Below are 25,594 nucleotides of genomic sequence, written 5' to 3' on the forward strand. Positions count from 1 at the left end.
CATGATGCGCTTCCTCCGCAACAGCCTGACATTGGCGCGCAAGGAGTGGATCAGCCTTCTGCGCGACGTCTTCATGCTGGGCTTCGTCGTCTATTCCTTCACCTTCTCCGTCTACAGCGAGGCGACCGGCATTTCGCATGACCTGCGCAACGCCGCCATCGCCATCGTGGACGAGGACCGCTCCACCCTGTCGCAGCGGCTGGTCTCCAGCTTTCGCCAACCGGAGTTCCAGACACCGGTGATGATCGGCCATGCCGAGGTCGATCCGGCGATGGATTCCGCCCGCTACACCTTCGTGCTCGACATCCCGCCGGATTTCCAGGCCGACGTGCTGGCCGGCCGCAGCCCGACGATCCAGCTGCTGATCGACGCCACCGCGATGATGCAGGCCGGCATCGGCGCCGGGACCATCCAGGGCATCGTCGACGACGAGGTCGGCCGCTTCGTCCGCCGTGAAGCCGATGGGGGCGCCGCGCCGGTGTCTCTCCAGCTCCGCGTCGCCTACAACGAGGCGCTGGACACCAAATGGTTCACCGGCACCATGGCGGTGGTCAGCAACGTCACCATGCTGGCGGTGCTGCTGGCCGGCGCCGCCCTGATTCGCGAGCGCGAGCACGGCACGCTGGAACATCTGCTGGTGATGCCGGTCCGGCCCGCAGAAATCATGACCGCCAAGGTGCTGGCGAATGGTGCGGTGATCCTGGGCCTGACGCTGGTGGCGCTCTATGTGGTGCTGCGCGGCCTGCTGTCGGTGCCGCTGGCCGGCTCGGTCCCGCTGTTTCTGGCCGGGACGGCGCTCTACCTGTTCTTCGCGACGGCGCTCGGCATCTTCCTCGGCACCGTGGCGCGCTCGATGCCGCAGCTGGGCTTGCTGTTCATCCTGATCGTGCTGCCGATGGACATGCTGTCCGGCGGCTTCACCCCGCTGGAAAGCGAGCCGGAATGGCTGCAGATGGCGATGCAGCTGTCACCCTCGACCCATTTCGTGGCCTTCGCCCAGGCGATCCTGTTCCGCGGGGCGGGGTTCGACGTGGTGTGGCCGCGCTTCGCGGCGACGGCGGGCATCGGTGCGCTGTTCTTCGCCTGGAGCTTGGCGCGGTTCAGGCGGCATTTGGCGAGTTTCCGGTGAGGGAGCGTAAGACCCCCACCTAACCTCCCCCGCTGGGCGGGGGAGGGACTGCCGCCACATTGCAGAGGGACACGCTCCCGCATCAGCACTTGTCCCCTCCCCCGCCCAGCGGGGGAGGGTCAGGGTGGGGGCATCGTCAGCCGAAGCCCGAACACCCCCACCCCCATAACGAACCTCAGTGCGACCCGCCGCCCTCGAAGGACGGCGCGCTCAGCCCCGAGGCGACCAGCTGCTCGATCAGCGCGCCCTTCAGCCGCTCCAGCCCTTCCTGGCTGTAGGACTCGGCCCGCGCCACCAGCACGTCCTGGGTGTTCGACGCGCGCAGCAGCCACCAGCCGTCGTCGGTCGTCACGCGGACGCCGTCGATGTCGTTGACCTTGGCGCCCGACGCCTTGACGCGGCCCTTCACCTCCTCGACCACGGCGAACTTGCGTTCCTCGTCGATCTGGAAGCGGGTCTCCGGCGTGTTGACCATGTCCGGCAGGCCGTCGCGCAGGTCCGCCAGCGTGGTGTTCAGCTTGCTGACCAGCCCGGCGAGGCGGACGCCGCAATACAGCGCGTCGTCGAAGCCGTACCACTTGTCGGCGAAGAAGATGTGGCCCGACATCTCGCCGGCCAGCGGCGAACCGGTCTCCGCCATCTTGGCCTTCAGCAGCGAGTGGCCGGTCTTCCACATCAGCGGGTTGCCGCCATGCTTGGCGATCTCGTCGAACAGGGCCTGGCTGGCCTTGACGTCGGCGATGATGGTGGCGCCCGGATGGCTCTTCAGCACGTCGGCGGCATAGAGCGCGACCAGCTGGTCGCCCCACACCACGCGACCCTTGTGGTCGATGGCGCCGATGCGGTCGCCGTCGCCGTCGAAGCCGATGCCGATGTCGCAGCCATGCTCCGCCACCGCCTTCTTCAGGTCGACGAGGTTGGCCTCGACCGTCGGGTCCGGATGGTGGTTGGGGAAGTTGCCGTCGATGTCGTCGAACAGCAGGACATGCTTGCCCGGCAGCTTGGCGGTCAGGCGGCGCAGGATCTCGCCCGACGCGCCGTTGCCGGCGTCCCAGGCGATCTTCAGGTCGCGCGTGCCGTCATAATCCTTCAGCAGGCGCGTGACATACTCGTCCTGGACGTCGATCTTCTCCGACGAGCCCTGGCCCTGCTCCCAGTCGGCCTTGGCCGCCATGGTGCCGAGTTCCAGGATCTGCTGGCCATAGACCGGACCCTTGCCCAGCATCATCTTGATGCCGTTGTAGTCCGGCGGGTTGTGCGAGCCGGTGATCATGATGCCGGCCGCCGCCTCGCGGTCGCGGGTGGCGAAATACAGCATCGGCGTGGGGCCGAGCCCGATGCGCAGGACGTGCAGGCCGGTGGAAACCAGCCCTTCGACCAGCGCCTCCTCCAGTTCCGGCGAGGACAGACGGCCGTCATAGCCGACGCAGACCGTCTTGCCGCCCTTGCGCACCACCACGGTGCCGAAGGAGCGGCCGACCGCGCGGGCGTCGGCGGGGGTCAGCGTCTTGCCGACGATGCCGCGGATGTCGTACTCGCGCAGCACCGTGGGGTGGAAGGTATGGGCTTCGCTCATCGTCTCGTTAGTCCTCTGTTGGACGCCGTCTTTGGACCGTCAGCCGCGGTCCATTCCACCCGCCGGCGACGGCCGGCCGATGGAGGTATAGGTGAAGCCGGCCTTCGCCATGTCCTCGGGGTTGTAGATGTTGCGCAGGTCGATCATCACCGGCCGCTTCAGCATCGACTTCACCCGACGCAGGTCGAGCGCGCGGAATTCGTTCCACTCCGTGAGAATAGCGACGCAATCGGCCCCTTCCAAGGTGCCGTAGGCGTTCTTCGCCCATTCCACGCCGGGCAGCAGCTTCTCGGCCTCGTGCATCGCCGCCGGATCGAAGGCGCGCACATGGGCGCCCGCCGCCTGCAGCGCCGGGACGATGTCCAGCGACGGGCTGTCGCGCATGTCGTCGGTGTTCGGCTTGAAGGCGACGCCCAGCACCGCGACGGTCTTGCCGTCCACCGACCCGCCGCAGGCGGCGATGATGCGCTCGGCCATCTGCTTCTTGCGCTTGTCGTTGATGTCGACGACCGTCTCGATGATGCGCAGCGGGCTGCCCACCTGCTGGGCGGTGCGGACCAGCGCCAGCGTGTCCTTCGGGAAGCAGGAGCCGCCGTAACCCGGACCGGGGTGCAGGAACTTCTTGCCGATGCGGCCGTCCAGCCCGATGCCGCGCGCCACGTCATGGACGTTGGCGCCGACCTTCTCGCACAGATCGGCGATCTCGTTGATGAAGGTGATCTTGGCGGCCAGGAAGGTGTTGGCGGCGTATTTGGTCAGCTCCGCCGTCTCCAGCGAGGTCACCACGATCGGCGTCTCGATCAGGTAGAGCGGCCGGTAGAGCCGGCGCATCACATCGCCCGCCCGGTCCGAGGTGGCGCCGATGACGACGCGGTCGGGCCGCATGAAGTCGCCGATGGCGGAGCCTTCGCGCAGGAATTCCGGGTTGGAGGCGATGTCGAACTCGGCGTCGGGGCGGACGCGGCGGATGATCGCCTCCACCTCGCGGCCCGTCCCGACCGGGACCGTCGATTTCGTCACCACCACCGTGTAGTGGTCGAGATGCTGGGCGATCTCTTCGGCGGCGCCGTAGACGTAGGACAGGTCGGCGTGGCCGTCGCCGCGGCGCGACGGGGTGCCCACCGCGATGAACACGGCGTCGACGCCCTGCATCGCCTCCTTCAAATCCATGGTGAAGGACAGGCGGCCGGCGGCGACGTTGCGGGCGACGAGGTCGTCCAGGCCGGGCTCGTAGATCGGAATCTCGCCGCGCTTCAGCCGCTCGATCTTGCCGGCGTCCTTGTCGACGCAAGTGACGTGCACGCCGAACTCCGAAAAGCAGGCGCCGGAGACCAGGCCGACATAGCCCGTGCCGATCATCGCTATGCGCATCGCGTCCCCCTCAAGTCCTTGAAAATCAGGAAACCTGTATGTCTCTGGGATGCCCTTACGGGGCGTTCCTCGTGGCCGGCCGTTCGACGCGGCCGGCCCTTATCGTCGGGCAGCGCAAACGCACGTGCCCGCCGCCGTCCGGATCAGGGGACGGGGCGGGCGCGGCATCATGCATGCTGCCCGTCGGTCAGCAATATTTACGCAGCATCTCGCGCACCTTGTCGGCCATGTCCGGCCGGTTCAGCGCGTGGGCAAGCGTCGCCTCGATGAAGCCGACCTTGTCGCCGCAGTCGTAGCGAGTGCCTTCGAAGCGCAGCCCGTGGAACGGCTGGTTGCCGATCAGCTTGGCCATGGCGTCGGTCAGCTGGATCTCGTTGCCGGCGCCGCGCTGCTGCTTTTCCAGATGGTCGAAGATTTCCGGCTGCAGGATGTAGCGGCCGATGATCGACAGGGTCGACGGCGCCTCGGCCGGCTTGGGCTTTTCCACCAGGCCGCGGACGGTGGCCAGACGGCCGTCGTCCTTCTCGACGTCCAGGATGCCGTAGCTGCTGGTGCGTTCGCGCGGCACGTCGACGACGGCGACGATGTTGCCGCCGACCTCCTCGTACGCCTCGACCATCTGCTTCAGGCAGGGGGTCTTGCCCTGGACGAAGTCGTCGGGCAGCACGATGGCGAACGGGTCGTTGCCGATCAGGGCGCGGGCGCACCAGACGGCGTGGCCGAGGCCCAGCGGAACCTGCTGGCGGGTGTAGAAGCAGCGGCCGGGAGCGATCTCGCTGTGGCGGACCTCTTCCAGCGCGTCCATCTTGCCGCGCTCTTCAAGCGTGCGGTTCAGTTCGGTGTCGGCGTCGAAATGGTCTTCGATGGCGCGCTTGGAACGGCCGGTGACGAAAACGAAATCCTCGATGCCGGCGGCGCGCGCCTCTTCGACGGCGTGCTGCAGCAGGGGGCGGTCGACCAGGGGCAGCATCTCTTTCGGGATGGCCTTGGTGGCCGGCAGGAAGCGCGTGCCGAGACCGGCGACCGGGAACACCACCTTGCGCACGGGTTTCCGCATTGGACGTCTCTTGTGGTTGAGGCGAAGTCAAATCCATGGTCCCACGGCATTGCCCGACCGCAAGCGGAGCCGGCGGAAGCACGACCGTGTTCCCGGGCTTTCTGCCACGCCTTCCGCGACTGCGCAACAAACCTTCCGAGACCGGGCAAAAGGCTAGTCCGGGCGGCCGAAATCAAATGAAAACCGGCCGAATGTCCTCATTCCGGCCGATCTTTATCCGCAAGGTCCGAAGCCGCACCGGACCTTTCTCATAGGCAGTAACGCTTGTAAAAGAACGAAAAATCAAAGGCGCGACACCGTGCCGCTGCCCTCACTGCTCCATCGCGCCGTGATCGCTGAACCGGCCCGCTTTCCGTATGACATGCGGTTCACGGCCCTTGCGCGAGAGGCACGGCGGCGGCCATGTTGCGGGCCATGACCCCCGACTCGCTGCGCGCCCGCGTGCTCCATCAGGACGAGCTTTGCTTCGTCATCGACAAGCCGGCCGGTCTGGCCGTCCACAAGGCCGGACAGATCACCGACCATCTGGAGCTTTACCTGCCCTTCCTCGGCGAACCGGACGGGGAGCCGCCGAAGCTCGCCCACCGGCTGGACCGCGACACCGCCGGCTGCCTGATCCTGGGCCGCACGCCCTGGGCGCTGAAGCGCTTCGGCCAGATGTTCGCCGCCGGCCATGTGGAGAAGACCTATTGGGCGGTCGCCGACGGCATCCCGGCCGCGGAATCCGGCGTGATCGACCTGCCGCTGCTGAAGCGGATCGAACCCAAATCCGCCTCGGGGGCTGGCCGCTCGTCCTGGACCATACTGCCCGATCCGGCCGGGCAGCCGGCGGTCACCGAGTACCGCGTCCTGGGCACCAGCGCCGATGGCCGTTCCTGGCTGGAGCTTCGCCCGCGCACCGGCCGAACCCACCAGATCCGCATCCATTGCGCCGCCATCGGCTGCCCGCTGACGGGGGAGCCCTTCTACGGTCCCGAACGCCTGCCCCCCGGCACCCTGCATCTGCTGGCCCGCTCCGTCGCCTTCCGCATGGCTTTCGAATATGCGGCGGTCGATGCCGTCGCCCCGGCACCGCTGCATATGCAGGTCGCGCTGTCCGCCTGCGGCTGGCAGGGAGAGTAAAGGCGCTCCCGCGCAAAAGGGGGACTGCCGCCTTATCCGCCGCATCCCGCTGTTACAAGGAAAAGGCCCCCACAACCGACGGAGCGATCAGGATGGGACAGGCGGTCACCGACAACCACGCCATGAGCCGGTTCGAACTGGCGGTCGGCAACCAGACGGTCTACGCCGACTACCGCCGCAACGGCCGGACCCTGGTGATTTCCTATGTGGAGGCCCCGCCTTCGCTGCGCGGCACCGGCGCCGCCGGCCGCCTGATGGAAGGCGTGATGGAGGCCGCCCGCGCCGAAGGACTGAAGATCGTCCCCCTGTGCAGCTACGCCGCCATGTGGATGCACCGCAACCGGCGGGACGACCTTCTGGCGTGAGGCTCTCCGCCGCCCATTGAGAAAATCAATGGAAGAGCCAAAAACTATCAATTTCCCATGAGGCGCATCCCTCGTTAGCGTCCGGCCAATGGGGTTGCCGCAGTGCGGCATGACCCGTGCTGACGATTTTGACGAGGGATGATCCATTATGGACGCGCTGCTGTCCGCACCGATCCTGTTCTTCGGCCTTGGTGCCGCCATTGCGCTGACCGGGGCGCGCATTCCATTCCCGGAGGGCTTCGGCAAGGCGCTTGCCGCCTATCTGCTGGTCGCCATCGGCCTGAAGGGCGGCGTCGCGCTGGCCGGTGCCGATGTGGGCTCCGTGATGCCGCTGCTGCTGACGGCCGGCCTGCTCAGCCTGCTGATGCCGATCCTGGGCTTCGGCCTGCTGCGCTCGGTGGTCGGGCTGGATCAGGTCAATTCGGCCGCCATCGCCGCCCATTACGGATCGGTCAGCCTCGTCACCTTCGTCACCGCCACCAAGCTGCTGGAAAGCCAGGGCGTCACCTTCGGCGGCCACATGGTCGCGGCGTTGGCGATCATGGAAGGCCCGGCCATCGTCAGCGGCCTGCTGCTGGCGGGCGCCACCGGCATGGTGTCGGGCGTCGCGGCGGGCGGAAACGGCGGCACCATGACGGTTCCGCTTGGGTCGGTCCCGCTCGTCGGGTCCGGCGGCGGCGAGCCGGCAAGGGGCGGCTCAATCAAGGACGCGATCCGCGAGGCTGCCTTCAACGGCTCCGTCCTGCTGCTGGCGGGGTCGCTGCTGGTCGGCCTCGTCATCGGCAAGCCCGGCCTGCAGAGCCTGCACGGCCTGTTCATCGCCCCCTGGGACGGCGTGCTGTGCCTGTTCCTGCTGGAGATGGGCTATCTCGCCACCTCACGGTTGCGGGAAGCGGCATCGCTCAGCCCGCGGCTGATCGCCTTCGGCATCGTCATGCCGCTGATCGGCGCGGTCATCGGGCTTGCCGCCGCCTCGGCCCTGGGGCTCGGCCTCGGCGACGCCGCCCTGCTGGTGACGCTGTGCGCCAGCGCCTCCTACATCGCGGTGCCGGCCGCGTTGCGCCACGCCCTGCCGACTGCGGAGCCGGGGCTGTCGCTTCCGCTGTCGCTGGGCATCACATTTCCTTTCAACATCCTCGTCGGTATTCCACTCTACCTCGCAGTGAGCCGGGCGGTGCTGAGCTGACCGGCCGCGCCGGAACCAACACCACCATGACGGCGACCGCCATGCCCGCTCCGCTGCCGCCCTTCGACCTCGACCTGTTGCGCACCTTCGTGACCATCGTGGACAGCGGCGGCTTCACCCGGGCGGCGGAGCGGCTGGGCCGCACCCAGTCCACCATCAGCCTGCAGATCAAGCGGCTGGAGGATGGCTTGGGCAAGCGCCTGTTCCTGCGCGAGGGCCGCGGCCTGGACCTGACCCCCGACGGCGAGGTGCTGCTGACCTATGCTCGCCGCCTGCTGGACATGGCGGGCGAGGCCTGCGCCCTGCTGATGGAACCGGAGGTGGGCGGCGTGGTGCGCCTCGGCACGCCGGAGGATTTCGCCACCGCCCATCTGCCCGACGTGCTGTGGCGCTTCTCCCGCGCCCATCCCCAGGTGGCGCTGGAGGTGCAGTGCGACTTCACCGTCAACCTGCTCGACCGCTTTTCCCGCGGCGAATACGACCTCGTGCTGTGCAAGCGCGAACCGCAGGGGCCGGCCGGCGGCGTGAAGGTGTGGCGAGAGCCGCTGTTCTGGGTGGCGTCCGACCGCCTGATCCTCGATGCGGGCGCCCCGGTCCCGCTGGTCCTCGCCCCGCCGCCGGACATCCACCGCAAGCGCGCCATCGACGCGCTCGACGCCCGCGGCCGCCCCTGGCGCATGGCCTACACCAGCCCCAGCCTCGCCGGCATCAAGGCGGCGGTGACGGCCGGGCTTGGCGTCACCATCCTGCCCAAGGACATGCTGGCCCCCGGCTTCCACATCGTGAACGCCGAACACGACCTGCCCGACCTGCCCGACATCGAAACCGCCCTCTACCGCCAGCCCGGCCCCCTGCCCAAGGCGGTGGAGTTGCTGGCCGAACACATCATCCGCTCGCTGGAGAAGACGGCGGCGGGGTGAGGCGGTCTTCTACGGGTCGGCGGCCCCGCCCTGGAAAGTAAAGCCTGATGTGTCAGGCTTTACGCTCGATGGTATGAAATGACCGGATTCGCCCCTCTGCGGGAATGACGGCCGAGAGTTGGCCGAGAGGAAATCACCCCAACTCGAAGCTCGTGATCCCGAATACCCGCGTCAGATCGGTCACCGGCGCCGGCCCCAGATACATCCGCGCCGTCTCGAACTGCGGCGACAGCCCCAAGGCCTCCGCCATCCGCAAGCCCGCCCCGTTCGGTTCCGGCACGTCGAGGAACACCGACCCGGCGCCGCCCGCCCGTCCCAGTGCCAGCACCAAGTCCCGCGCGACCCCGGCATCGGCGGCATAGAGCGGGCCGATCTTGCAGCCGCTGTAGCAGGGCCGGATCACCCCGAAGCCGGTCAGGTCGCCATCCTTCACCGCCGCCAGCGCCGTGGCCCCGGGCAGGGCGATCCAGTTGGCAAGGAAGCCGGGGCGCGGCGCCGGGAAAAGTTCCGCGCCCAGCGCCGTCAGCCGGTCGAAGGGCACCGTCCGGGCGTCCACCAGCGCGGTCTCGCCCGCCCCACCGTCCGGCACCGTGCCGCCGAAGCGGATGTTGCGGTGGGACAGCGCGAAGCCGGATTTGCGGTAGTTCTCCTGCTGGGCGACCACACCGTCCAGGCCGACGGTGCAGCCCTCCAGATGGCGCAGCCCCGCCTGCCACAGCCGCCAACCATAGCCCCGCCCGCGCGCCTCCGGCCGCACGATGTAAAAACCGAGGAAGCCGAAGTTGGCCGGATACCGCACGACGGACAGCGAGGCCACCGGCCGGCCGTCGAGCAGTCCGACCAGGAAGCCGGCCGGATCGACGGCATGGAAGGCACCGGCATCCTGCAGACCGGGGTTCCAGCCCTCCGCCCGCGCCCAGTCGACGGCCAGATCCAGTTCGGCCCGGCTCATCACGCGGATCCGGTAGCCGTCCGTCCCCTGCTCTTCGTTTCCCAGCATCTCGGCCCTCTTCGAACGGGTCCCCACGGGATGGAGCGTAACCGTCAACGCGCAGCACGGAAAGGGTCCCCTCTCCCCAGCAGGGGGAGGGATTGACGCGAATTTTCACCCACCCTTTTCCCACCGGCCAACATCCATGATAGGAACATCATCCTGCCAGCCGTTGGGAAGGGACCGCCATGCACCATCCTCACGCAGCTCCGCCACCCGATGAAACGATGGAACACCGCCCGGATTCCTGTTTCACGGCGTTTCAAACGTTCAGTCCGGCACCACCTTGGCGCCGCTCCGCCGTCGGATGAAACAATGGAACACCAGCCGCAACCCTGTTTCACGCTGTTTCAAACGTCCCACCCGGCGCCCCGCGGGCGGGGACCGCGCGCCGTTGCTTTCGCGGCGGGAGTGCGGTTAAGTCCCCGCCGGTTTCCGCTGATCCCCTCCGAGTCCATGCCCGCCAACTCCCCGGACCTCGCCACGTCCCGTTCCGCCCCGGCCTCGGCGCCCGCCGCCGGGATCGACGCCGTGTTGCAGGTGCTGGCCGGCGCAGCGGCCCTGCTGCTGGGGCCGCTGGCCGCGGTCGCGCCGCGCGGGCTGCCGGTGTGGGCGGTCCTGGTACTGCTGCTGTCGCTGGCCGGGCTGGCGCGGCAGGGCGCGTTCGGGCGCATCCTGCGGCTGACGCCTGCGGTCGCCGCGGTCGCCGCCTTCCTGGCACTGGCGCTGGCCTCCTCGCTGTGGAGCCCGTCCGACCGCGCGGCGGCGACGGTGGGGGAGATCGGCTACATCGCGCTGGGCGCGCTGGCCGGTGGCGCCTGGATCGCCGGACTGCCGGCGGCGGATCTGCGGCGGCTGGCCGGGCTGTTCCTGGCCGGCGGGTTGGCCGGCGGGCTGCTGTTCGCGGTGGAGGCGGCGCTGGACTTCCCGCTGAACCGCTGGTGGAACGGCGTCCCCGACGACCAACTGCCCAACCTGCTGAACGGCAATGTGCCGAAGCGGACGGCGGCGCTGCTCTGCCTGCTGGTCTGGCCGGCCGCCCTGGCGATGGACCGCTTCGGGCGCCGGGCGCTGGCGCTGCTGATGCCGGTGGGCTATGCCCTGGCCTGCCTGCCGCTGACCAGCCGGTCGGCCATGCTGGGCATCGCCGCCGGGCTGGCGACGCTGGCCGCCGCCCGCGCATCCGCCCGTTGGACCCGCCGGCTGTTCGCCGCCGCGGTCAGCGCCGCCTTCCTGCTGGTGCTGCCGGCCGCCCTGCTGTTCTCCGGCCCGCTCGACCTCGACCATTCCGGCCTGCTGTTCCGCTCCGCCCAGCACCGGGTGGAGATTTGGGGCCACGCGGCGGAGCGCACGCTGCGCACCCCGGTCTTCGGCCAGGGCATCGACGCCTCGCGCTCCCTGCCGCCGGAAGGGACGGTGTCGGAGTTCTCGCCGATCGGCGACAGCCTGCTGCCGCTGCACCCCCACAACGCCTTCCTTCAGGTCTGGCTGGAGACCGGGGCGGTGGGGGCGGCGCTGGCACTGACCGTGCTGCTGATGCTGCTGGCCGCCACCGCGCGGCTCGACCGCCGCGCCCAACCCTTCGCATTGGCGCTGTTCGCCGCGGCGCTGGCGATGGGCAGCACCGCCTACGGTATCTGGCAGCCCTGGTGGATGTCGGGATTCCTGGCCGCCGCGCTGATGCTGCGGCTGGCGGCCCGTATCGGGGAACAGACACGATGAGCAAGCGCCCGCTCCGCATCCTGGTCATCAAGCTGGGCGCCTTCGGCGACTTCTTCCTGGCCCAGACCGCCTTCGCCGCCATCCGCCGCCACCATGCCGGCGACCGGATCACCCTGCTGACCCTGCCCTCGCTCGCCCCGCTGGCCCGCATGAGCGGCCTGTTCGACGAGGTGCTGGAGGATCCGCGCGACCGCTCGCTGTCGGCCTATCTGGCGATCCGCAAGACGCTGCGCGCCCACCGCTTCGACCGGGTCTACGACCTCCAGGCGCAGACGCGCACCGACCTGTACCACCGGCTGCTGTTCCCCGGTCCCTGGCCGGAATGGTCGGGCACCGCCAGCGGCGCCTCCCACCCCGACCGCTACGAGGGGCGGCGCAAGGTGCCGGTGCGCGAGCGCTATGTCCGGCAGCTCGCCCCCTTCGGCATCGTGCCGGACGAGACGCCGGACCTGTCCTGGCTCGACGCCGACATCTCGAAGTTCGGTCTGCCGGAGCGCTTCGCCCTGCTGGTCCCCGGCTCCTCCCCCGGACGGCCGGACAAGCGCTGGCCGGTGCGCCGCTATGCCGAGGTGGCGGCGGCGCTGGCAGACCGCGGCATCGTGCCGGCGGTGATCGGCACGGGCATCGAGCGCGACCTCGCCCGCTCCATCGCAGAGTATTGCCCGCAGGCGGTCGACCTGACCGACCGCACCAGCGTGCCGGAACTGGGCGGGCTGGCGCGCCGGGCCTGGGGGGCGGTCGGCAACGACACCGGCCCGACCCATCTGATCGCCGCGGTCGGCTGTCCCACCGTGGTCGTCTTCTCCGACGCCTCCAACCCGATCCACAGCACCGGCCCGCGCGTGCTGATCCACCACCGCCCCGACTTCGCCGACATCGACAGCGCCGGCGTGGTCGAGGCTTTGGATCGGGCGCGGGAAAAAGGAGGCTCCTAGCGGCAGAAGGGAAAGGCTGCCACCTTGGGCATGTAGATCGGGATCCACTCGCAATGGGTCACCGGGTTGGGCAGGCGGCGGGTCTCGATGATCGGCCAGGCATGGGCCGCGACCACCACCAGCGCCACGCCCCCCAGGATCCAGCGCCGCGGCTTAGCCCGCTCCAGCAGCCCCGGCATCCGCGCCAGCACCCAGGCCGCCGACAGGATCGCCAGCGGATCGGTGTAGGCGGCATAGGCGCGCTGGAAGCCGCGCAACGAGAACAGCGCCTCCAGCCCCCAGGCGACCAGCAGCAGGAACAGCGCCTGCACGGCGGCCAGCCTCTGCCCGCGCCGCCACAGCACCACCGCCCCGGCGATGGCGAACCACTCCACGATGATGGTCTGCGGGATGTTGTCGGGGTGCAGGACGATGGTGCGGATCGCCAGCGTGCGGCCGATGCCCGCCAGCAGCAGCGCCAGCGTCCCCTCCCCCACCACGCTCCCCTGGCCGTTCAGCGCGGCGCCATGCCGCCAGGAGGAGAAGACGAACATGTGCTCGACGAAGTTCGCCACGGCGATGGCGTTCTGCTCGTTCCAGCGGATGTCGAGCGCCAGCAATCCCACCGCCAGCCCCAGCAGCACCGCCGCCGCCCCGGCAACCGCGCGGGCTACCGGCACCCGATGGACCACCGCATGGACCAGGATGCCGACCAGCACCCAGCCGGCGACGATGCTCTGATAGCCGCCGCCCGACAGCCCGCCGCCGGGCCAACTTCCGACGGGGGTGTAGGGATAGACCGCCCGCCCCCAGCCGGCCAGCCCGGCCTGGATCAGCCCGAAGGCCGGCACCGCCGCCGCTGCAGCCGCCAGTCCGACCAGCATCGCCACGCCCCAGGCTTTGCCCGAGGCGCCGTCAGGCTCCGCCCGCCGCCCGAAGAGGATCGCCGCCACCGGCAGCCCCATCGCCAGGAACACCGCCTGCACCTTGGTCACCATCGCCAGCCCGACCAGCAGTCCGCCCAGCGCCAACTGAAGGAGCGACGCGGCACCGCACTGGCGGCCATCGGCAGGCCGCACCGCCCGCAGGACCAGCAGCAGCCCCAGCACAACGAAGCCGGCCGACAGCAGGTCGGTGCGCATCTGCCGCCCCTGCGCCGTCATTCCGACGCCGAAGGCCAGCAGGATGCCGGCGAGCAGCGCCACCCGCCGGTCTTCCACCAGCCCGCGCAGCAGGCTGGTGTAGCTGACGGCGAAGGCGGCGGTCAGCAGGATCGACAGCGCCCGCCCGGCCTGGATCAGCGATTGCCAAACGGCTTGCGTCGCCGCGACGTCGCTGCCCGGCGGCAGGGCCGACAGGGTGGCGACCGGGAGCAGCCCGACCGTGTGCAGCAGCCGGTACCAGACGTCGATCACCAGGAAATAGCCATAGCCGGGATGGTCGAAATACTCCTGCGGCAAGCCGTCGCCGAACAGAAGCCCATGATAGGCCAGCACCAGATCCTGGTCCGAATGCACCCAGTAGGGCAGCCGGAACCCGACCAGCAGGATCGACAGCGCCATCGCCGCGGCCAGCCCGGCGCACAGCAGCCACCAGGGCGCCGCCGCGACGCGGTCGAGACGGGACGGACGGGCGGTGGAGGGAACGGGCGTCATCGGCTTCCCATGCTCACGGTTCAGGTCGGCGGGCGCCTTGTGGCATGGAATGCGCCGGTTGGGAACCGTCTCCCGCTCCCTCCGGGAACCACTCCGATTCCACGGTGTTGCCCTCATGGAACGGCGGAGTCGGGAGTCTCCGCCTCTTTCGTGGTGCCTCGCACGAGTGGCTTTGCAACGTTGGCAGGTCGCTGCCACAGAATACGGTATGGCAGACCCGCCGGGCAGACGAATGGGGGACTCGCAAATGGAGGACTCGATGGCCGATACCGATGACATCCAGGAGCGTATCCGACGCCGCGCCCATGAGTTGTGGGAAAGCGAAGGCCACCCGCAAGGCCGGGATGCCGACCATTGGGCGCAGGCGGAAGCGGAAATCCGTGGCGCCGGCGCACTGGAGCCGACCGAAAAGGTCACCGGGTCGCGCAAGAAGACCGGTACCTCCAAAGCCTCGGGTAAGAGCACCCGCGCCGCCGCCGAATCCCTGTCGGAGGTCGCGAAAGCCCCGGCGGAAGCCCAGCCCGACACGCCCGCGCCGCCCAAGGCGGAGGCGTCCGCCAAGCCGCCCGGCAAGTCGAAAGCCGCAGCCCCATCGGAGGATCCCACTCCGGCCAAGGCTACTGGGACGAAGGCTGCAAAGTCTCCCCCCGCCAAGCCTCCGCGCACCGCGAAGAAGGACAGCGGAAAGACCGCTTCGCCCGGCTAAGCTCCCCTCACCTCGGAACCCCACGGCGCCGGGGCGGTTGTCGGATTTATCCCGCAACCTTCCCCGGAGTACCAACCATGTCCGTCCTGCCGTCGATGGACGACTGCATCCGCAACTGCACCGACTGCCACACGATCTGCCTGGAAACCGTCGCGCATTGCCTGAACAAGGGCGGGGCGCATGCGGAGGCCGGCCATATCCGCCTGATGCTGGACTGCGTCGACATCTGCCGCACCAGCGCCGATTTCATGATCCGCGGCTCCCGCTTCCATCATCTCACCTGCGGCGCCTGTGCCGAGATCTGCGCGGCCTGCGCCGACGACTGCGACCGCATGGCCAACGACCCGATGATGAAGCGTTGCGCCGACATGTGCCGCCGCTGCGCCGAAAGCTGCCGGGCCATGTCGCACATGGCGGCATAACGGACGCCGGCCGGTTCCGGCGCCCCGGCACAAGCACTCCTCTACGCCCTCCGTCGCCCCAGTCCTCACGGCGTGCATGGCAGGGCAACGCCGCCGTCGCGCCTCCGGCATCCGCGACAGGATCGCGCCTCTGGCGCGGGCGACAGGAGATTGCTAAGGTGCCCACCCGTTTCGTTCCATTCCTTTCGCCAACTCGCCGAAATCGACCAGCTGAGGACCGATCCATGCCGCACTACCGTTCCCGCACCTCCACCCACGGCCGCAACATGGCGGGCGCGCGCGGCCTGTGGCGGGCGACGGGCATGAAGGACGGCGATTTCGGCAAGCCGATCATCGCCATCGCCAACTCCTTCACCCAGTTCGTCCCCGGCCACGTCCATCTGAAGGATCTGGGCCAGCTGGTGGCACGGGAGATCGAGAAGGCCGGCGGCGTGGCGAAGGAGTTCAACACCATCGCGGTGGACGACGGCATCGCCATGGGCCATGGCGGCATGCTGTACAGCCTTCCCTCGCGCGAGCTGATCGCCGACGCGGTCGAATACATGGCGAACGCCCATTGCGCCGACGCGCTGGTCTGCATCTCCAACTGCGACAAGATCACCCCCGGCATGCTGATGGCCGCGATGCGGCTGAACATCCCGGCGGTCTTCGTCTCCGGCGGCCCGATGGAGGCCGGCAAGGTCAACTGGCGCGGCAAGGTCAAGTCGGTCGACCTGATCGACGCCATGGTCGCCGCCGCCGACCCGACCGTCTCCGACGAGGAGGCGGCGGAGATGGAGCGCGGGTCCTGCCCGACCTGCGGCTCCTGCTCCGGCATGTTCACCGCCAACTCGATGAACTGCCTGACCGAGGCGCTGGGCCTGTCGCTGCCCGGCAACGGCACCATCCTGGCGACGCACGCCGACCGCAAGGAGCTGTTCCTCGCCGCCGGCCGCCTCGCCGTCGACCTCTGCCGCCGCTGGTATCAGGAGGAGGACGCCACCGCCCTGCCGCGCGGCATCGCCACCAAGGCGGCGTTCGAGAATGCGATGACGCTGGACATCGCCATGGGCGGTTCGACCAACACCGTCCTGCACATCCTGGCCGCGGCGCAGGAGGGCGGCATCGACTTCACCATGGCGGACATCGACCGGCTGTCGCGCCACGTCCCCAATGTCTGCAAGGTCGCCCCGGCGGTGGCCGACGTCCACATCGAGGACGTGCACCGCGCCGGCGGCATCTTCGGCATCCTGGGCGAATTGGACCGCGCCGGCCTGCTGAACCGCGAGGCGCCGACCGTCCATGCCCCGACGCTGGGCGAGGCGCTGGACCGCTGGGACGTGATGCGCACCCAGGATTCCGCCGTCCACACCCTGTACCGCGCCGCCCCCGGCGGCATCCCGACGGTCGTGCCCTTCAGCCAGGAGCGCCGCTGGCCCGAGCTCGACCTCGACCGCGAAAAGGGCGTGATCCGCAAGGCCGAGAACGCCTTCAGCCAGGACGGCGGGCTGGCCGTGCTGTACGGCAACATCGCGGAGAACGGCTGCATCGTGAAGACGGCGGGCGTCGATGCCTCCAATCTCGTCTTCGCCGGCCCGGCCCGCGTGTTCGAAAGCCAGGACGACGCCGTCGCCGGCATCCTGGGCGACGTGGTCAAGGCGGGCGAGGTGGTGGTCATCCGCTACGAGGGTCCGCGCGGCGGCCCCGGCATGCAGGAAATGCTGTACCCGACCAGCTACCTGAAGTCGAAGGGGCTGGGCAAGGCTTGCGCGCTGGTCACCGACGGCCGTTTCTCCGGCGGCACCTCGGGCCTGTCGATCGGCCACGTCTCGCCGGAAGCGGCGCAGGGCGGCGCCATCGGCCTGGTGCAGGACGGCGACCGCATCGAGATCGACATCCCCAACCGCATCATCCGCCTGGCCGTCGGCGATGAAGAGATGCAGCGCCGCCGCGACGCGATGAACGCCAAGGGCGTCGATGCCTGGAAGCCGGTCGCCCGCGAGCGTGTGGTCTCCCCGGCGCTCCGCGCCTATGCCGCCCTGACCACCAGCGCCGACCGCGGCGCCGTGCGCGACGTGACCCAGGTGGAGAACATCGCCGTCCGCCGCTGAACGGGGGACCGTCCGCCTGCGCTCGTGTCATATCTCTCCGACTCAGGCACAGCGAACATTCACCACAAGTAACAATCAAGGCGCCGTGCAAGTCGCGGCGCTTTCTTTTTGAGCAGAATTACATACACGGATATGCTAGCTTCCGCCTGCGCGAATTTCTTGGAGTGATGCATCGCTCGGATGTTCGCAAAATTCGAAATGCATGCTCTAATATGCCGACGCGATTTTCGCGAGGGGGGCGGGCATGGCGGACGCCATGTGGAGCACAGCGACCGACGACGGCGGCCCCGGACAGGATGCATCGCGCCTGTCCGCCGACAAGCCGCGTGAACGCAAGGTGGTGACGGCGATGTTCGTCGACATCGTCCGCTCCTCCGCCATGGTTGCCGGCCGCGATCCGGAAGACGCCGACGATCTGCTCCTGTCCATCCTGAACCGCGTGACGGAAGCGGTGCCGCGTTTCGAGGGCACGGTGACCCAGATGCTGGGCGACGGTTTTCTGGCGACCTTCGGCGCCCCCGGCGCCAAGGAGGACCACGCCCTGCGCGCCTGTCTGGCCGCCCAGGACATCCTCGGCGCCACCCGCGACGAACAGGGCCGTCCGATCTTCCACATCCGCATCGGCATCAGCTCCGGCGATGCGGTCGCCCATGTGGTGACCAACGGATTGTGGACGGATTACCGGGCAGTCGGCGAATGCGTGCATATGGCGGCCAAGCTGCAGCAGCGCGCCGCCTCCGACACCGCCCAGCTCACCCGCGACACGCTGGACCTGATCCCGGTCGGCGTCGCGGTGCGCCCGATGGGAAGCCTCCGTTTGTCGGAGGAGGTGGAGCCGATGCCGGCCTTCCTGCTCGACGGGGCCCGCGCCGTGCGCCGCACCGCTACCGACCTCCTGTCCGCCACCACCGCCCCCTGCGTCGGGCGGGAGCGGGAGGTGTCGGCCCTGTTCGCCATGGCCGACACGGTGGAGGGCGGAACGCCGGTCCAGCTCCTGCTACAGGGAGAGGCCGGGATCGGCAAGTCACGCCTCGTGGGCGAATTCCTGCGCGACCCGCGCAGCCGGCGCTGGACCCTGCTGCAATGGCCGCAGATGCCGATCCGGCGGCTGGCCGATCCGGACGATCTGGAGGCGGTGGCGCTGAGCCTGGCGGAGCAGGTGGCCGGCTGCGCCAGCGAGCACGGCATCGACTGGGTCTGCGAAGCGGCCCGGCGCCGTTCCGGCCCGCTGGCCGGCGACGCGGTGCGCATCCTGTTCGGCCGTTCGAGCCTGGACCCACTGTGGACCGGCCTGGACGCTGCGCAGCACCTGTCGCTTGGGATCGAGGGGCTGGTGGGCGCGACGCTGGAACTGGCGGCCCCGCTCCACCCCTGCGACGGCATCGAGCCCGGCGGCAAGGCGATGGACGGCGTCGTCGGCCGGCCGCTGCTGGTTCTGGTCGAGGATGCGCACTGGGCGAGGCCGGTGATGGTGCGGCTGCTCGAACGGCTGGCCGAAGCGCTGCCGGGATCAGGTTCCCGCCTGCTGCTGCTCGCCACCCGGCGGCCGCCGCCACTGGGGCCGGAGTCGCAGGAGCAGGGCTGGAACGGCCGGCCGGGCGGACGGCGGATGGAACTGGGCATGCTGTCGGCGGAACAGGTGCAGAGCTTCCTGGCCCACTGGCTGGGGCCGGACTGGTCGCTGGTGGAACTGAAGGCCCAGGTCGCCGCCCGCTGCCAGGGCGTTCCGCTCTATCTGGAGGAGGTGCTGCGCACGCTGGAAGCCACCAACGCCATCGAAGGCGCGCCGGGCGCCTACCGGCTGATCGATCCGCTGGTGGTCCACAAGCTGCCGCGCACGCTGCACGCCCTGCTGGCCGAGCGCATGGACCTGATGACGCTGGAACGGCGCCGGCTGCTGATGAACGCGGCGGTGATCGGCACGACATTCGATGTCGGACTGCTCCAGGCCCTGACCGGCCTGCCGATGACGAAGCTGTCGGACTGTCTGGCCTATCTTGAGCGCACCGGCTTCGTGCTGCGCACCCGCCTGCTGCCCAACCTGGAATATTCCTTCAAGCATGCGCTGATCCAGGAGGTCGCCTACGCCACCCTGACCAAGTCCGACCGCCGGGCGCTGCATGCCCGCGTTCTGGAGGCGTTGCGCCACCGCCGCGACCACGACCTGCCGAACCGCCTGGACCTGCTGGCCCACCACGCCTTCATGGCGGAGAACTGGCCGGTCGCCCACCTGTTCGGCCGCCGCGCCGGCGTGCGGGCGGAACTGCGCTCCCGGCTGGAGGATGCGAGCCGACATTACCGGAACGCACTGGATGCACTGAATCGTTGCCCGGACACGCCACGCAACCGCCTGCGGCGGATCGACGGCTCCATCGCCCTGGCCCGCGCCAATCTTCCGCGCGGCCTCACCAACTCCAGCGATCTCCTTGAGCAGGCTCGGCGACTGGCTCTGTCCATTCCTGACGCAAGACGTTACGCAAGAACGTCGTCGATGCTAGCTGCGATCGAATGGCCACATGGCCACATCGATAAAGCTATAGAATTTAGTCAGCAAGGTTTGGAGGCTGACGATGGAAGCTTCGACCTGAATACTCGCATTCAGCTGCTCAGTAGACTGGGTGGAATTTTGACGGAGAAAGGGCATTTCATCAAAGGACGAGACATTTTGGAAACGGCGCGGCATCTGCTCGCAAAGGATCGCACACTGGAGCGGTTTGGTCTCGCCGTCATAGGAAAGGTTGGAGTCTGTGCAAATTTAGCCCGCAGCCATGCTGAAATCGGAGAATACAACGATTCTATTTCGACCGCCATAGAGGCTGTTGAGTCCGCGGAAAGAAGCCTGCATAATTTTTCGAGACTTTTTGCTTATGAGCACATTGGATGGTCGTACCTTTTACTTGGCAACCCCAACAACGCCCTTCCATATCTTAAGTCTGCGCTTGATCTATGTGAAATCACCAAATCGAAACTGCACAAGGCGTTTCTGCTCGGTGCGATTGGCTACGCCTATGGTTTGAGCGGCGATACCCAGAACGGTATGCAGCTTTTCTCCCAAGCATTCTTATTCGCTCAACAAGAGCGCGCATGTGCTTACTTGAATCAAGTCCATATCTGGTATGGAGAGATCTGCCTGCTCACCGGAAATCCCGATAAAGCACATGAACATGCACGAGCGGTTCAAGCATCCGCGCATGAAACGGGCCGCATCGGCTATTTGATCAAGGCAGCCGCACTTGACGCTCAAGCCGCTTTCGTTATCGGTCGTGGCAGCCGGCAATCGGTTGAAGCTCTTGAGCGTGCTGAGAAAAGTGCATTGAACTTGTCGATGGTTCGAATTGCCGCCCGTTGCGCTCGTTTGCGTCATTCCTCAGCAGGCGCCGAGTATTCTCACGCCTTCAGCGAAGGATTGCTTGCAGAATAGATCATTTAACGGATTACTGATTGTCTATAATAGTCGAGAACGTAGTTGCGAATTGCGCTGGTCAGTGGCGTATTTGACGGTCGCGATGCGTCCACGTCCCGGCACAACTCTTGGATTGGCCGACGCTCCTTGCGCGCGATGTCGTCCAGCCCATGCCAGACCGCTGTCTCCAACCGAACGCGGGCGCTCCGCCCGGGCAGCGGGATAGTGCGCGATGTCACCGTCGGCCAAGTCATCAGGGCATCGAGATCAATGATGCCGGACATGCGGCCAGTGGCCTTCTTCTGAATGAACATGACACCGCTCCCCTATGCGCTGTACGGCGGCAACCCGCGCAGACACGACGCTGCCTGCACATCTGTCTACCCGCCGACGCAAAATCAGCACTGTGAAATTCTTCACAGCGAAACATCCCTTCGAATGTGAAGAGTTCAGCGTCATCACACACTTGAAGGAATGGCTTCATGAACGTTTCGATCTCCCAGGCTTCGATGATCCGTGGCGCCGATGGCCGTCTTTATGCCGTGACCGCCAATGGCGTGTCCGAGGTCGCCGACAGCGCCATCGCCACCGCCCGCACCCATGTCCGTTCGGGCGACCGCGCCGGCTTCCAGTCCGCCGATCACGAAGCTGCCCGTGTCATGATCACTCCGGGCGCCTGATCGGGTTCCCGGTTCCGGTTCTTCGGACCGTGGCCACCAGCACCGCTTCAGGTGCTGACCGGCCACGGACCCGGGAACGGGACGCGCTCTCTCGATTTTCCTCCGCCCCGGACAAGCCGCGATGCCCTTCGATCTGCTCGATGTCAAAGCCTCCGTTTCGGATGCGGTGAAGGCCCACACGGTCGGCACCCACCGGGTCATGGCGCCCGAACAGACCCTGGCTCGGGTCGCCCCGTTCCTGCCGATCATGGGGATCACCCGGGTCGCCAACGTTACCGGTCTGGATGCCGTCGGCATTCCGGTGGTGATGGTGACGCGACCCAACTCGCGCTCCATCTCGGTGTCGCAGGGCAAGGGGGTGACGCTCGCCGCCGCGAAGGCGTCGGGGGTCATGGAATCGATCGAGAGCTATCACGCCGAACGCATCACCCTGCCGCTGAAGTTCGCCAGCTTCGAGGAGCTGCGCTGGACCCACCCGGTGGTGGACGTCGACCGCCTGCCCCGGCTGTCGACCGGCAGCTTCAACCCCAACAGCCCCATCCTGTGGATCGAGGGGCAGGACCTGCTGAACGGCGGCCCGAAATGGGTTCCGTTCGAGATGGTCCACCTGAATTTCACCGTGCCGATGGCCCCCGGCCACGGCGCCTTCCTGGCCGGCTCCAACGGGCTGGCGTCGGGCAACCACAAGGTGGAGGCGATCAGCCACGCCGTCACCGAACTGGTGGAGCGCGACGCGACCACCCTGTGGCGCCTGCAGGACCCGGTCGCCCAGGCGGCGACCCGCATCGACCTGGACAGCATCGACGATCCGGTCTGCCGCTCGCTGATCGACCGGTTCGAGTCGGCGGGCGTCGCCGTCGGCGTGTGGGAGACAACCAGCGACGTCGGCCTGCCCGCCTTCCTCTGCCGCATCGTCGAGCGCGAGGAGTTGCCCCAGCACTCCATCCGCCCGGCCACCGGCATGGGCTGCCATGTGGCGCGCGAGATCGCCCTGTCCCGCGCCCTGACCGAGGCGGCGCAGAGCCGCCTGACCTTCATCGCCGGCGCCCGCGACGACATGCCCCGCGCCGAATACGAGCGCCACCTCGACCCCGCCCACCATGCCCGCTGGAAGGCGATGATCGTCGATGGCGCCGGCCGGCGCCCCTTCCGCGACTGCCCGACCAGCACCGCCCCCACCATCGAGGCCGACCTCGCCCACCAGCTCGACCGGCTGCGCGCCGTCGGCATCGAAGAGGCGGTGGCGGTCGACCTGACCAAGCCCGAATTCGGCATCCCCGTCGTGCGCGTTGTCGTGCCGGGGCTGGAGGGTGCCGACGAATCCCCCGATTACCTGCTGGGCGAACGCGGCCTGCGCGTGCTCGGCACCCAAGCCATGGAGAAGGCGGCATGAGCGGCGTCTATGTCTTCCTCGGCCCCACCCTGCCGCGCGAGGATGCGGCGCGGGAGCTGGACGCCACCTTCCTGCCGCCGGTCGCCCAGGGCGACGTGCTGCGCCTGTGCGCGGAGAAGCCGGCGGCGATCGGCATCATCGACGGCTTCTTCGAAAGCGTGCCGTCGGTCTGGCACAAGGAAATCCTCTATGCCATCCATGCCGGCATCCCGGTGTTCGGCGCCTCCAGCATGGGGGCACTGCGCGCGGCGGAGCTGTATCCCTTCGGCATGGTCGGCGTCGGCGCCATCTTCGAGGCGTTCCGCGACGGCCGGCTGGAGGATGACGACGAGGTCGCGGTGATCCATGGCCCGGCCGAGCTCGGCTACACCGCCTTGTCGGAGGCGATGGTCAACATCCGCCGCACCCTGTCCGACGCGGTGGCCGACCGGGTCCTGACCGCCGGCACGGCCTTGCGCCTGGAATCCATCGCCAAGGAACTGCCCTACCGCGAGCGCGGCTATGGCCGGATGATGCGGCTGGGCGGCGACATCGGGCTGCCGGCGGACGAACTGGCGGCTCTCCGCGGCTGGCTGCCGCAGGGCCGCTTCGACCAGAAGCGCGACGATGCCAAGGCGATGCTGCGCAGCATGGCACGAAGCCTGGGTCGTCCCGCCGGCGACGATGCGGTGCCGGAATCCCGTTTCCATTTCGAACGAACCGTCCTGTGGGAACGTGCCCTGCGCGACGCCGCCCCCCTCGCGATGTAGGTGCGTTTTCGGTAGACTGATCGCGCCGGGGTGGCGGTTGTCGCCACCGCGGCGTGAAACGGTGCCGGGACGGATGGATGAACGCGCCCATGGATGTGGCGGCGGTGCTGAGGCGCAACCGCCTGCTCGGAGAACTCGACGCCGGGCAAATGGCGGAAATGCTGGTGCTGGGCCGTATCGTCCGCTTCGATGCCGACCAGATCATCTTCGACAAGGGCGATCCCGGCGACAGCCTGTTCGCCGTGCTGAAGGGCCAGATCGCCATCCGGACCTCCTCGGCGGATGGCAAGACCATGCTGCTGAACATCCTGGAGGCCGGCGACGTCCTGGGAGAGATCGGCCTGATCGACGGCCGGGAACGCACGGCCGCCGCCGTCGCCCTGCGCCCGGTCGAGCTTTATCGCATCGACCGGGTCGATTTCATTCCCTTCCTGGAACGCCATCCGCGCCTGTGCACCAGCATGATGGTGGTCCTGTGCGACCGGCTGCGCTGGGTGTCCGAGAACATCGAGGATGCCGTCTTCCACGACGTCCCGCGCCGGCTCGCCCGCAGGTTGCTGCTGCTGTCGGACAGCTACGGACAGCCGACCCCGGCCGGCTTGCGCCTGACCTTGCCGCTGTCGCAGGAAGCACTCGCCAACATGCTGGGCGTCACCCGCGAAATGGTGAACAAATGTCTCGGCGCCCTGCGCAAAACCGGCGCAGTGACATATGCCAAAGGTTTTATCGTCATCAACGATCTGGCCTTGCTCAAGGACATGGCCGGGGATCCCGAACGGGTTCCCTAGGGAGAATCCTTACCTGCCGAAAGTTTTGTTCCCAAAGCCGGTTGTAGTCGCGTTATAGTGGGCGCGCGTTGGGGGCAATCGCACGGGCAGGACGAGGAATTAAGAGCATGTCGAGCGATGGGAACAATAGGTCTCGCACTGGTCAATTTGCGGGTGTCGCCTCCTTGGTCCCCCGCACGCTGAAATTGTCCGGGCGCGATGTCTCCATCCGGTTGGAGCCGTCCTACTGGGAAGGGCTCGAAGAGATCTCCCAGCGGGAAGATCTGACGGTGGAAGAGCTGTGCGGGGATGTCCGCGACCGTATGGAACAGCAGGGCCGCCGCTCCTCCCAGGCCGGCGTATCGCTCGCGAACGCACTGCGCGTGTTCGTGGTCGGCTATTTCCGGCAGGCTGCGACCGAACGTGGCCATGCCCGCGCCGGTCACGGCCAGGGCCGCCCGTTCATCGCCACCCCCTTCGATACGGTTCCCGCCACCAGCGAAAGCTGAGAAGGGCCGGGCTTCCAGGAAGGGGCAGGCACTTCGGCCCACCCCCCTTAGGCATTGGAAGGGCCGCCTTACTGGGCGGTCCAGCCGCCGTCCATGGTCAGCGCGGCTCCCCGCATGTTGCCGGCCGCTTCCGAGCACAGGAACACCGCCAGTTCACCCAGCTGCTCCGGAGTGACGAAGGATTTCGACGGCTGCTTCTCGCTCAGCAGCTCGCGTCCGGCCTCCTCCACCGACAGGCTGCGCGAGGCGGCCAGCGCGTCGATCTGCTTCTGCACCAGCGGCGTCAGCACCCAGCCCGGGCAGATGGCGTTGCAGGTGATGTTGGTCTCCGCCAGTTCCAGTGCCGTCACCTTGGTCAGGCCGATCACGCCGTGCTTGGCGGCGACATAGGCCGACTTGTTGACCGACGCCACCAGGCCGTGCACCGACGCGATGTTGATGATCCGGCCCCAGCCGCGCGCCTTCATGCCCGGCAATGCCGCGCGGGTGCCGTGGAAGACGGCCGACAGGTTGATGGCGATCACCGCGTCCCAGCGCTCCACCGGGAAGGCGTCGACCGGCGCCACATGCTGGATGCCGGCATTGTTGACCAGCACGTCCAGCCGGCCATAGGCCGCCTCGGTGGCGGCCACCATCGCCTCGATCTCCTCGGGCTTCGACATGTCGGCGCCGTTGTGGGCGACGCGCACGCCGAACTCCGCCGACAGCGACTGGCACAGCTCGGCGATGTAGGAGGCGTCGCCGAAGCCGTTCAGCATCAGGTCGGCGCCCTGGCCTGCGAGCTGCCGTGCGATTCCAAGGCCGATCCCGCTGGTGGACCCAGTGACGAGCGCGGCCTTCCCCTTCAGATTGGTCATTGTTCTTTAC

Annotated in this window: 23 protein-coding genes; 16 read left to right on the forward strand and 7 right to left on the reverse strand. The window is 68.2% G+C overall.

The window, feature by feature from the left end; translation table 11 throughout:
• The first annotated feature begins 1 nt into the window (after nucleotide 1).
• The gene (locus tag J2Y49_RS11655) at nucleotides 2–1,129 is read left to right on the forward strand and encodes an ABC transporter permease (protein WP_310115010.1); all 1,128 of its coding nucleotides are present in this window, start codon (nucleotides 2–4) and stop codon (nucleotides 1,127–1,129) included.
• A gap of 175 nt (nucleotides 1,130–1,304) precedes the next feature.
• Here the strand turns inward: J2Y49_RS11655 and pgmG are convergent, their stop codons facing one another.
• The 3 genes from pgmG to galU all read right to left on the reverse strand — a co-directional run bounded on the left by pgmG (nucleotide 1,305) and on the right by galU (nucleotide 5,133).
• On the reverse strand, nucleotides 1,305–2,705 hold the full coding sequence (gene pgmG, locus J2Y49_RS11660; protein ID WP_310115011.1) for a phosphoglucomutase/phosphomannomutase PgmG: 1,401 nt from the start codon (nucleotides 2,703–2,705) through the stop codon (nucleotides 1,305–1,307).
• A gap of 39 nt (nucleotides 2,706–2,744) precedes the next feature.
• Nucleotides 2,745–4,076 carry a UDP-glucose/GDP-mannose dehydrogenase family protein gene (locus tag J2Y49_RS11665; RefSeq protein WP_310115012.1) on the reverse strand — a complete coding sequence of 444 codons (1,332 nt, stop codon included), beginning with the start codon at nucleotides 4,074–4,076 and terminating at the stop codon, nucleotides 2,745–2,747.
• Between the two features lie 187 nt (nucleotides 4,077–4,263).
• Nucleotides 4,264–5,133 carry a UTP--glucose-1-phosphate uridylyltransferase GalU gene (galU, locus tag J2Y49_RS11670; RefSeq protein WP_111070069.1) on the reverse strand — a complete coding sequence of 290 codons (870 nt, stop codon included), beginning with the start codon at nucleotides 5,131–5,133 and terminating at the stop codon, nucleotides 4,264–4,266.
• Nucleotides 5,134–5,547: 414 nt separating this feature from the next.
• On the opposite strand from galU, the gene J2Y49_RS11675 reads away from it, so the two are divergent.
• The 4 genes from J2Y49_RS11675 (at nucleotide 5,548) to J2Y49_RS11690 (ending at nucleotide 8,726) form a co-directional block, all read left to right on the forward strand.
• Nucleotides 5,548–6,255, forward strand: a complete 708-nt coding sequence (locus J2Y49_RS11675) for an RluA family pseudouridine synthase (RefSeq protein ID WP_310115013.1) — start codon at nucleotides 5,548–5,550, stop codon at nucleotides 6,253–6,255.
• A 92-nt stretch (nucleotides 6,256–6,347) separates the two neighbouring features.
• Nucleotides 6,348–6,620: a GNAT family N-acetyltransferase gene (locus J2Y49_RS11680; RefSeq protein WP_310115014.1), complete on the forward strand. Its 273-nt coding sequence runs from the start codon at nucleotides 6,348–6,350 to the stop codon at nucleotides 6,618–6,620.
• A gap of 148 nt (nucleotides 6,621–6,768) precedes the next feature.
• The gene (locus J2Y49_RS11685; RefSeq protein ID WP_310115015.1) at nucleotides 6,769–7,806 is read left to right on the forward strand and encodes a sodium-dependent bicarbonate transport family permease; all 1,038 of its coding nucleotides are present in this window, start codon (nucleotides 6,769–6,771) and stop codon (nucleotides 7,804–7,806) included.
• A 26-nt stretch (nucleotides 7,807–7,832) separates the two neighbouring features.
• The gene (locus J2Y49_RS11690) at nucleotides 7,833–8,726 is read left to right on the forward strand and encodes a LysR substrate-binding domain-containing protein (protein WP_310115016.1); all 894 of its coding nucleotides are present in this window, start codon (nucleotides 7,833–7,835) and stop codon (nucleotides 8,724–8,726) included.
• 133 nt (nucleotides 8,727–8,859) lie between these two features.
• Here J2Y49_RS11690 and J2Y49_RS11695 read toward each other — a convergent pair whose 3' ends face one another.
• Nucleotides 8,860–9,726, reverse strand: coding sequence for a GNAT family N-acetyltransferase (locus J2Y49_RS11695; RefSeq protein WP_310115017.1), 867 nt, complete (start codon nucleotides 9,724–9,726; stop codon nucleotides 8,860–8,862).
• A 447-nt stretch (nucleotides 9,727–10,173) separates the two neighbouring features.
• Here J2Y49_RS11695 and J2Y49_RS11700 point away from each other — a divergent pair, with 447 nt between their 5' ends.
• Nucleotides 10,174–11,439 (forward strand): O-antigen ligase family protein, encoded by a 1,266-nt coding sequence (locus tag J2Y49_RS11700; protein ID WP_310115018.1) that lies wholly within the window; start codon nucleotides 10,174–10,176, stop codon nucleotides 11,437–11,439.
• Nucleotides 11,436–12,374, forward strand: coding sequence for a glycosyltransferase family 9 protein (locus J2Y49_RS11705; RefSeq protein ID WP_310115019.1), 939 nt, complete (start codon nucleotides 11,436–11,438; stop codon nucleotides 12,372–12,374). Before J2Y49_RS11700 ends, J2Y49_RS11705 begins: the two co-directional genes overlap by 4 nt.
• Here J2Y49_RS11705 and J2Y49_RS11710 read toward each other — a convergent pair.
• Nucleotides 12,371–14,008, reverse strand: coding sequence for a glycosyltransferase family 39 protein (locus J2Y49_RS11710; protein ID WP_310115020.1), 1,638 nt, complete (start codon nucleotides 14,006–14,008; stop codon nucleotides 12,371–12,373). The two genes, J2Y49_RS11705 and J2Y49_RS11710, sit on opposite strands and share 4 nt — an antisense overlap.
• A gap of 259 nt (nucleotides 14,009–14,267) precedes the next feature.
• Here J2Y49_RS11710 and J2Y49_RS11715 point away from each other — a divergent pair, with 259 nt between their 5' ends.
• From J2Y49_RS11715 to J2Y49_RS11730, 4 genes are all read left to right on the forward strand, one after another.
• Entirely contained in the window at nucleotides 14,268–14,714 is a 447-nt protein-coding gene (locus J2Y49_RS11715; RefSeq protein WP_310115021.1) for a DUF2934 domain-containing protein, read from the forward strand.
• Between the two features lie 77 nt (nucleotides 14,715–14,791).
• The gene (locus tag J2Y49_RS11720; protein ID WP_310115022.1) at nucleotides 14,792–15,136 is read left to right on the forward strand and encodes a four-helix bundle copper-binding protein; all 345 of its coding nucleotides are present in this window, start codon (nucleotides 14,792–14,794) and stop codon (nucleotides 15,134–15,136) included.
• A 224-nt stretch (nucleotides 15,137–15,360) separates the two neighbouring features.
• Complete coding sequence (gene ilvD, locus J2Y49_RS11725) at nucleotides 15,361–17,226, forward strand: dihydroxy-acid dehydratase (RefSeq protein WP_310115023.1); 1,866 nt, start codon at nucleotides 15,361–15,363, stop codon at nucleotides 17,224–17,226.
• A gap of 244 nt (nucleotides 17,227–17,470) precedes the next feature.
• Nucleotides 17,471–20,647, forward strand: a complete 3,177-nt coding sequence (locus tag J2Y49_RS11730; protein WP_310115024.1) for an AAA family ATPase — start codon at nucleotides 17,471–17,473, stop codon at nucleotides 20,645–20,647.
• A 5-nt stretch (nucleotides 20,648–20,652) separates the two neighbouring features.
• Here the strand turns inward: J2Y49_RS11730 and J2Y49_RS11735 are convergent, their stop codons facing one another.
• Nucleotides 20,653–20,943 (reverse strand): ribbon-helix-helix domain-containing protein, encoded by a 291-nt coding sequence (locus tag J2Y49_RS11735; protein ID WP_310115025.1) that lies wholly within the window; start codon nucleotides 20,941–20,943, stop codon nucleotides 20,653–20,655.
• A gap of 168 nt (nucleotides 20,944–21,111) precedes the next feature.
• On the opposite strand from J2Y49_RS11735, the gene J2Y49_RS11740 reads away from it, so the two are divergent.
• The 5 genes from J2Y49_RS11740 to J2Y49_RS11760 all read left to right on the forward strand — a co-directional run bounded on the left by J2Y49_RS11740 (nucleotide 21,112) and on the right by J2Y49_RS11760 (nucleotide 24,727).
• Nucleotides 21,112–21,309: a hypothetical protein gene (locus J2Y49_RS11740; RefSeq protein ID WP_310115026.1), complete on the forward strand. Its 198-nt coding sequence runs from the start codon at nucleotides 21,112–21,114 to the stop codon at nucleotides 21,307–21,309.
• A gap of 121 nt (nucleotides 21,310–21,430) precedes the next feature.
• On the forward strand, nucleotides 21,431–22,702 hold the full coding sequence (locus J2Y49_RS11745) for a YcaO-like family protein (protein WP_310115027.1): 1,272 nt from the start codon (nucleotides 21,431–21,433) through the stop codon (nucleotides 22,700–22,702).
• Nucleotides 22,699–23,451 carry a TfuA-like protein gene (locus tag J2Y49_RS11750; RefSeq protein WP_310115028.1) on the forward strand — a complete coding sequence of 251 codons (753 nt, stop codon included), beginning with the start codon at nucleotides 22,699–22,701 and terminating at the stop codon, nucleotides 23,449–23,451. Before J2Y49_RS11745 ends, J2Y49_RS11750 begins: the two co-directional genes overlap by 4 nt.
• A gap of 77 nt (nucleotides 23,452–23,528) precedes the next feature.
• Nucleotides 23,529–24,239, forward strand: coding sequence for a Crp/Fnr family transcriptional regulator (locus tag J2Y49_RS11755; protein ID WP_310115029.1), 711 nt, complete (start codon nucleotides 23,529–23,531; stop codon nucleotides 24,237–24,239).
• 164 nt (nucleotides 24,240–24,403) lie between these two features.
• A complete protein-coding gene (locus J2Y49_RS11760; protein WP_310115030.1) occupies nucleotides 24,404–24,727 on the forward strand; it encodes a ribbon-helix-helix domain-containing protein in 324 nt (107 codons plus the stop codon).
• A 68-nt stretch (nucleotides 24,728–24,795) separates the two neighbouring features.
• On the opposite strand, the gene J2Y49_RS11765 is transcribed toward J2Y49_RS11760, so the two are convergent.
• Entirely contained in the window at nucleotides 24,796–25,584 is a 789-nt protein-coding gene (locus J2Y49_RS11765; protein ID WP_310115031.1) for a 3-hydroxybutyrate dehydrogenase, read from the reverse strand.
• Between the last annotated feature and the right edge of the window lie 10 nt (nucleotides 25,585–25,594).

The sequence above is a fragment of the Azospirillum sp. BE72 genome, assembly GCF_031455875.1.
Lineage (GTDB): Bacteria > Pseudomonadota > Alphaproteobacteria > Azospirillales > Azospirillaceae > Azospirillum.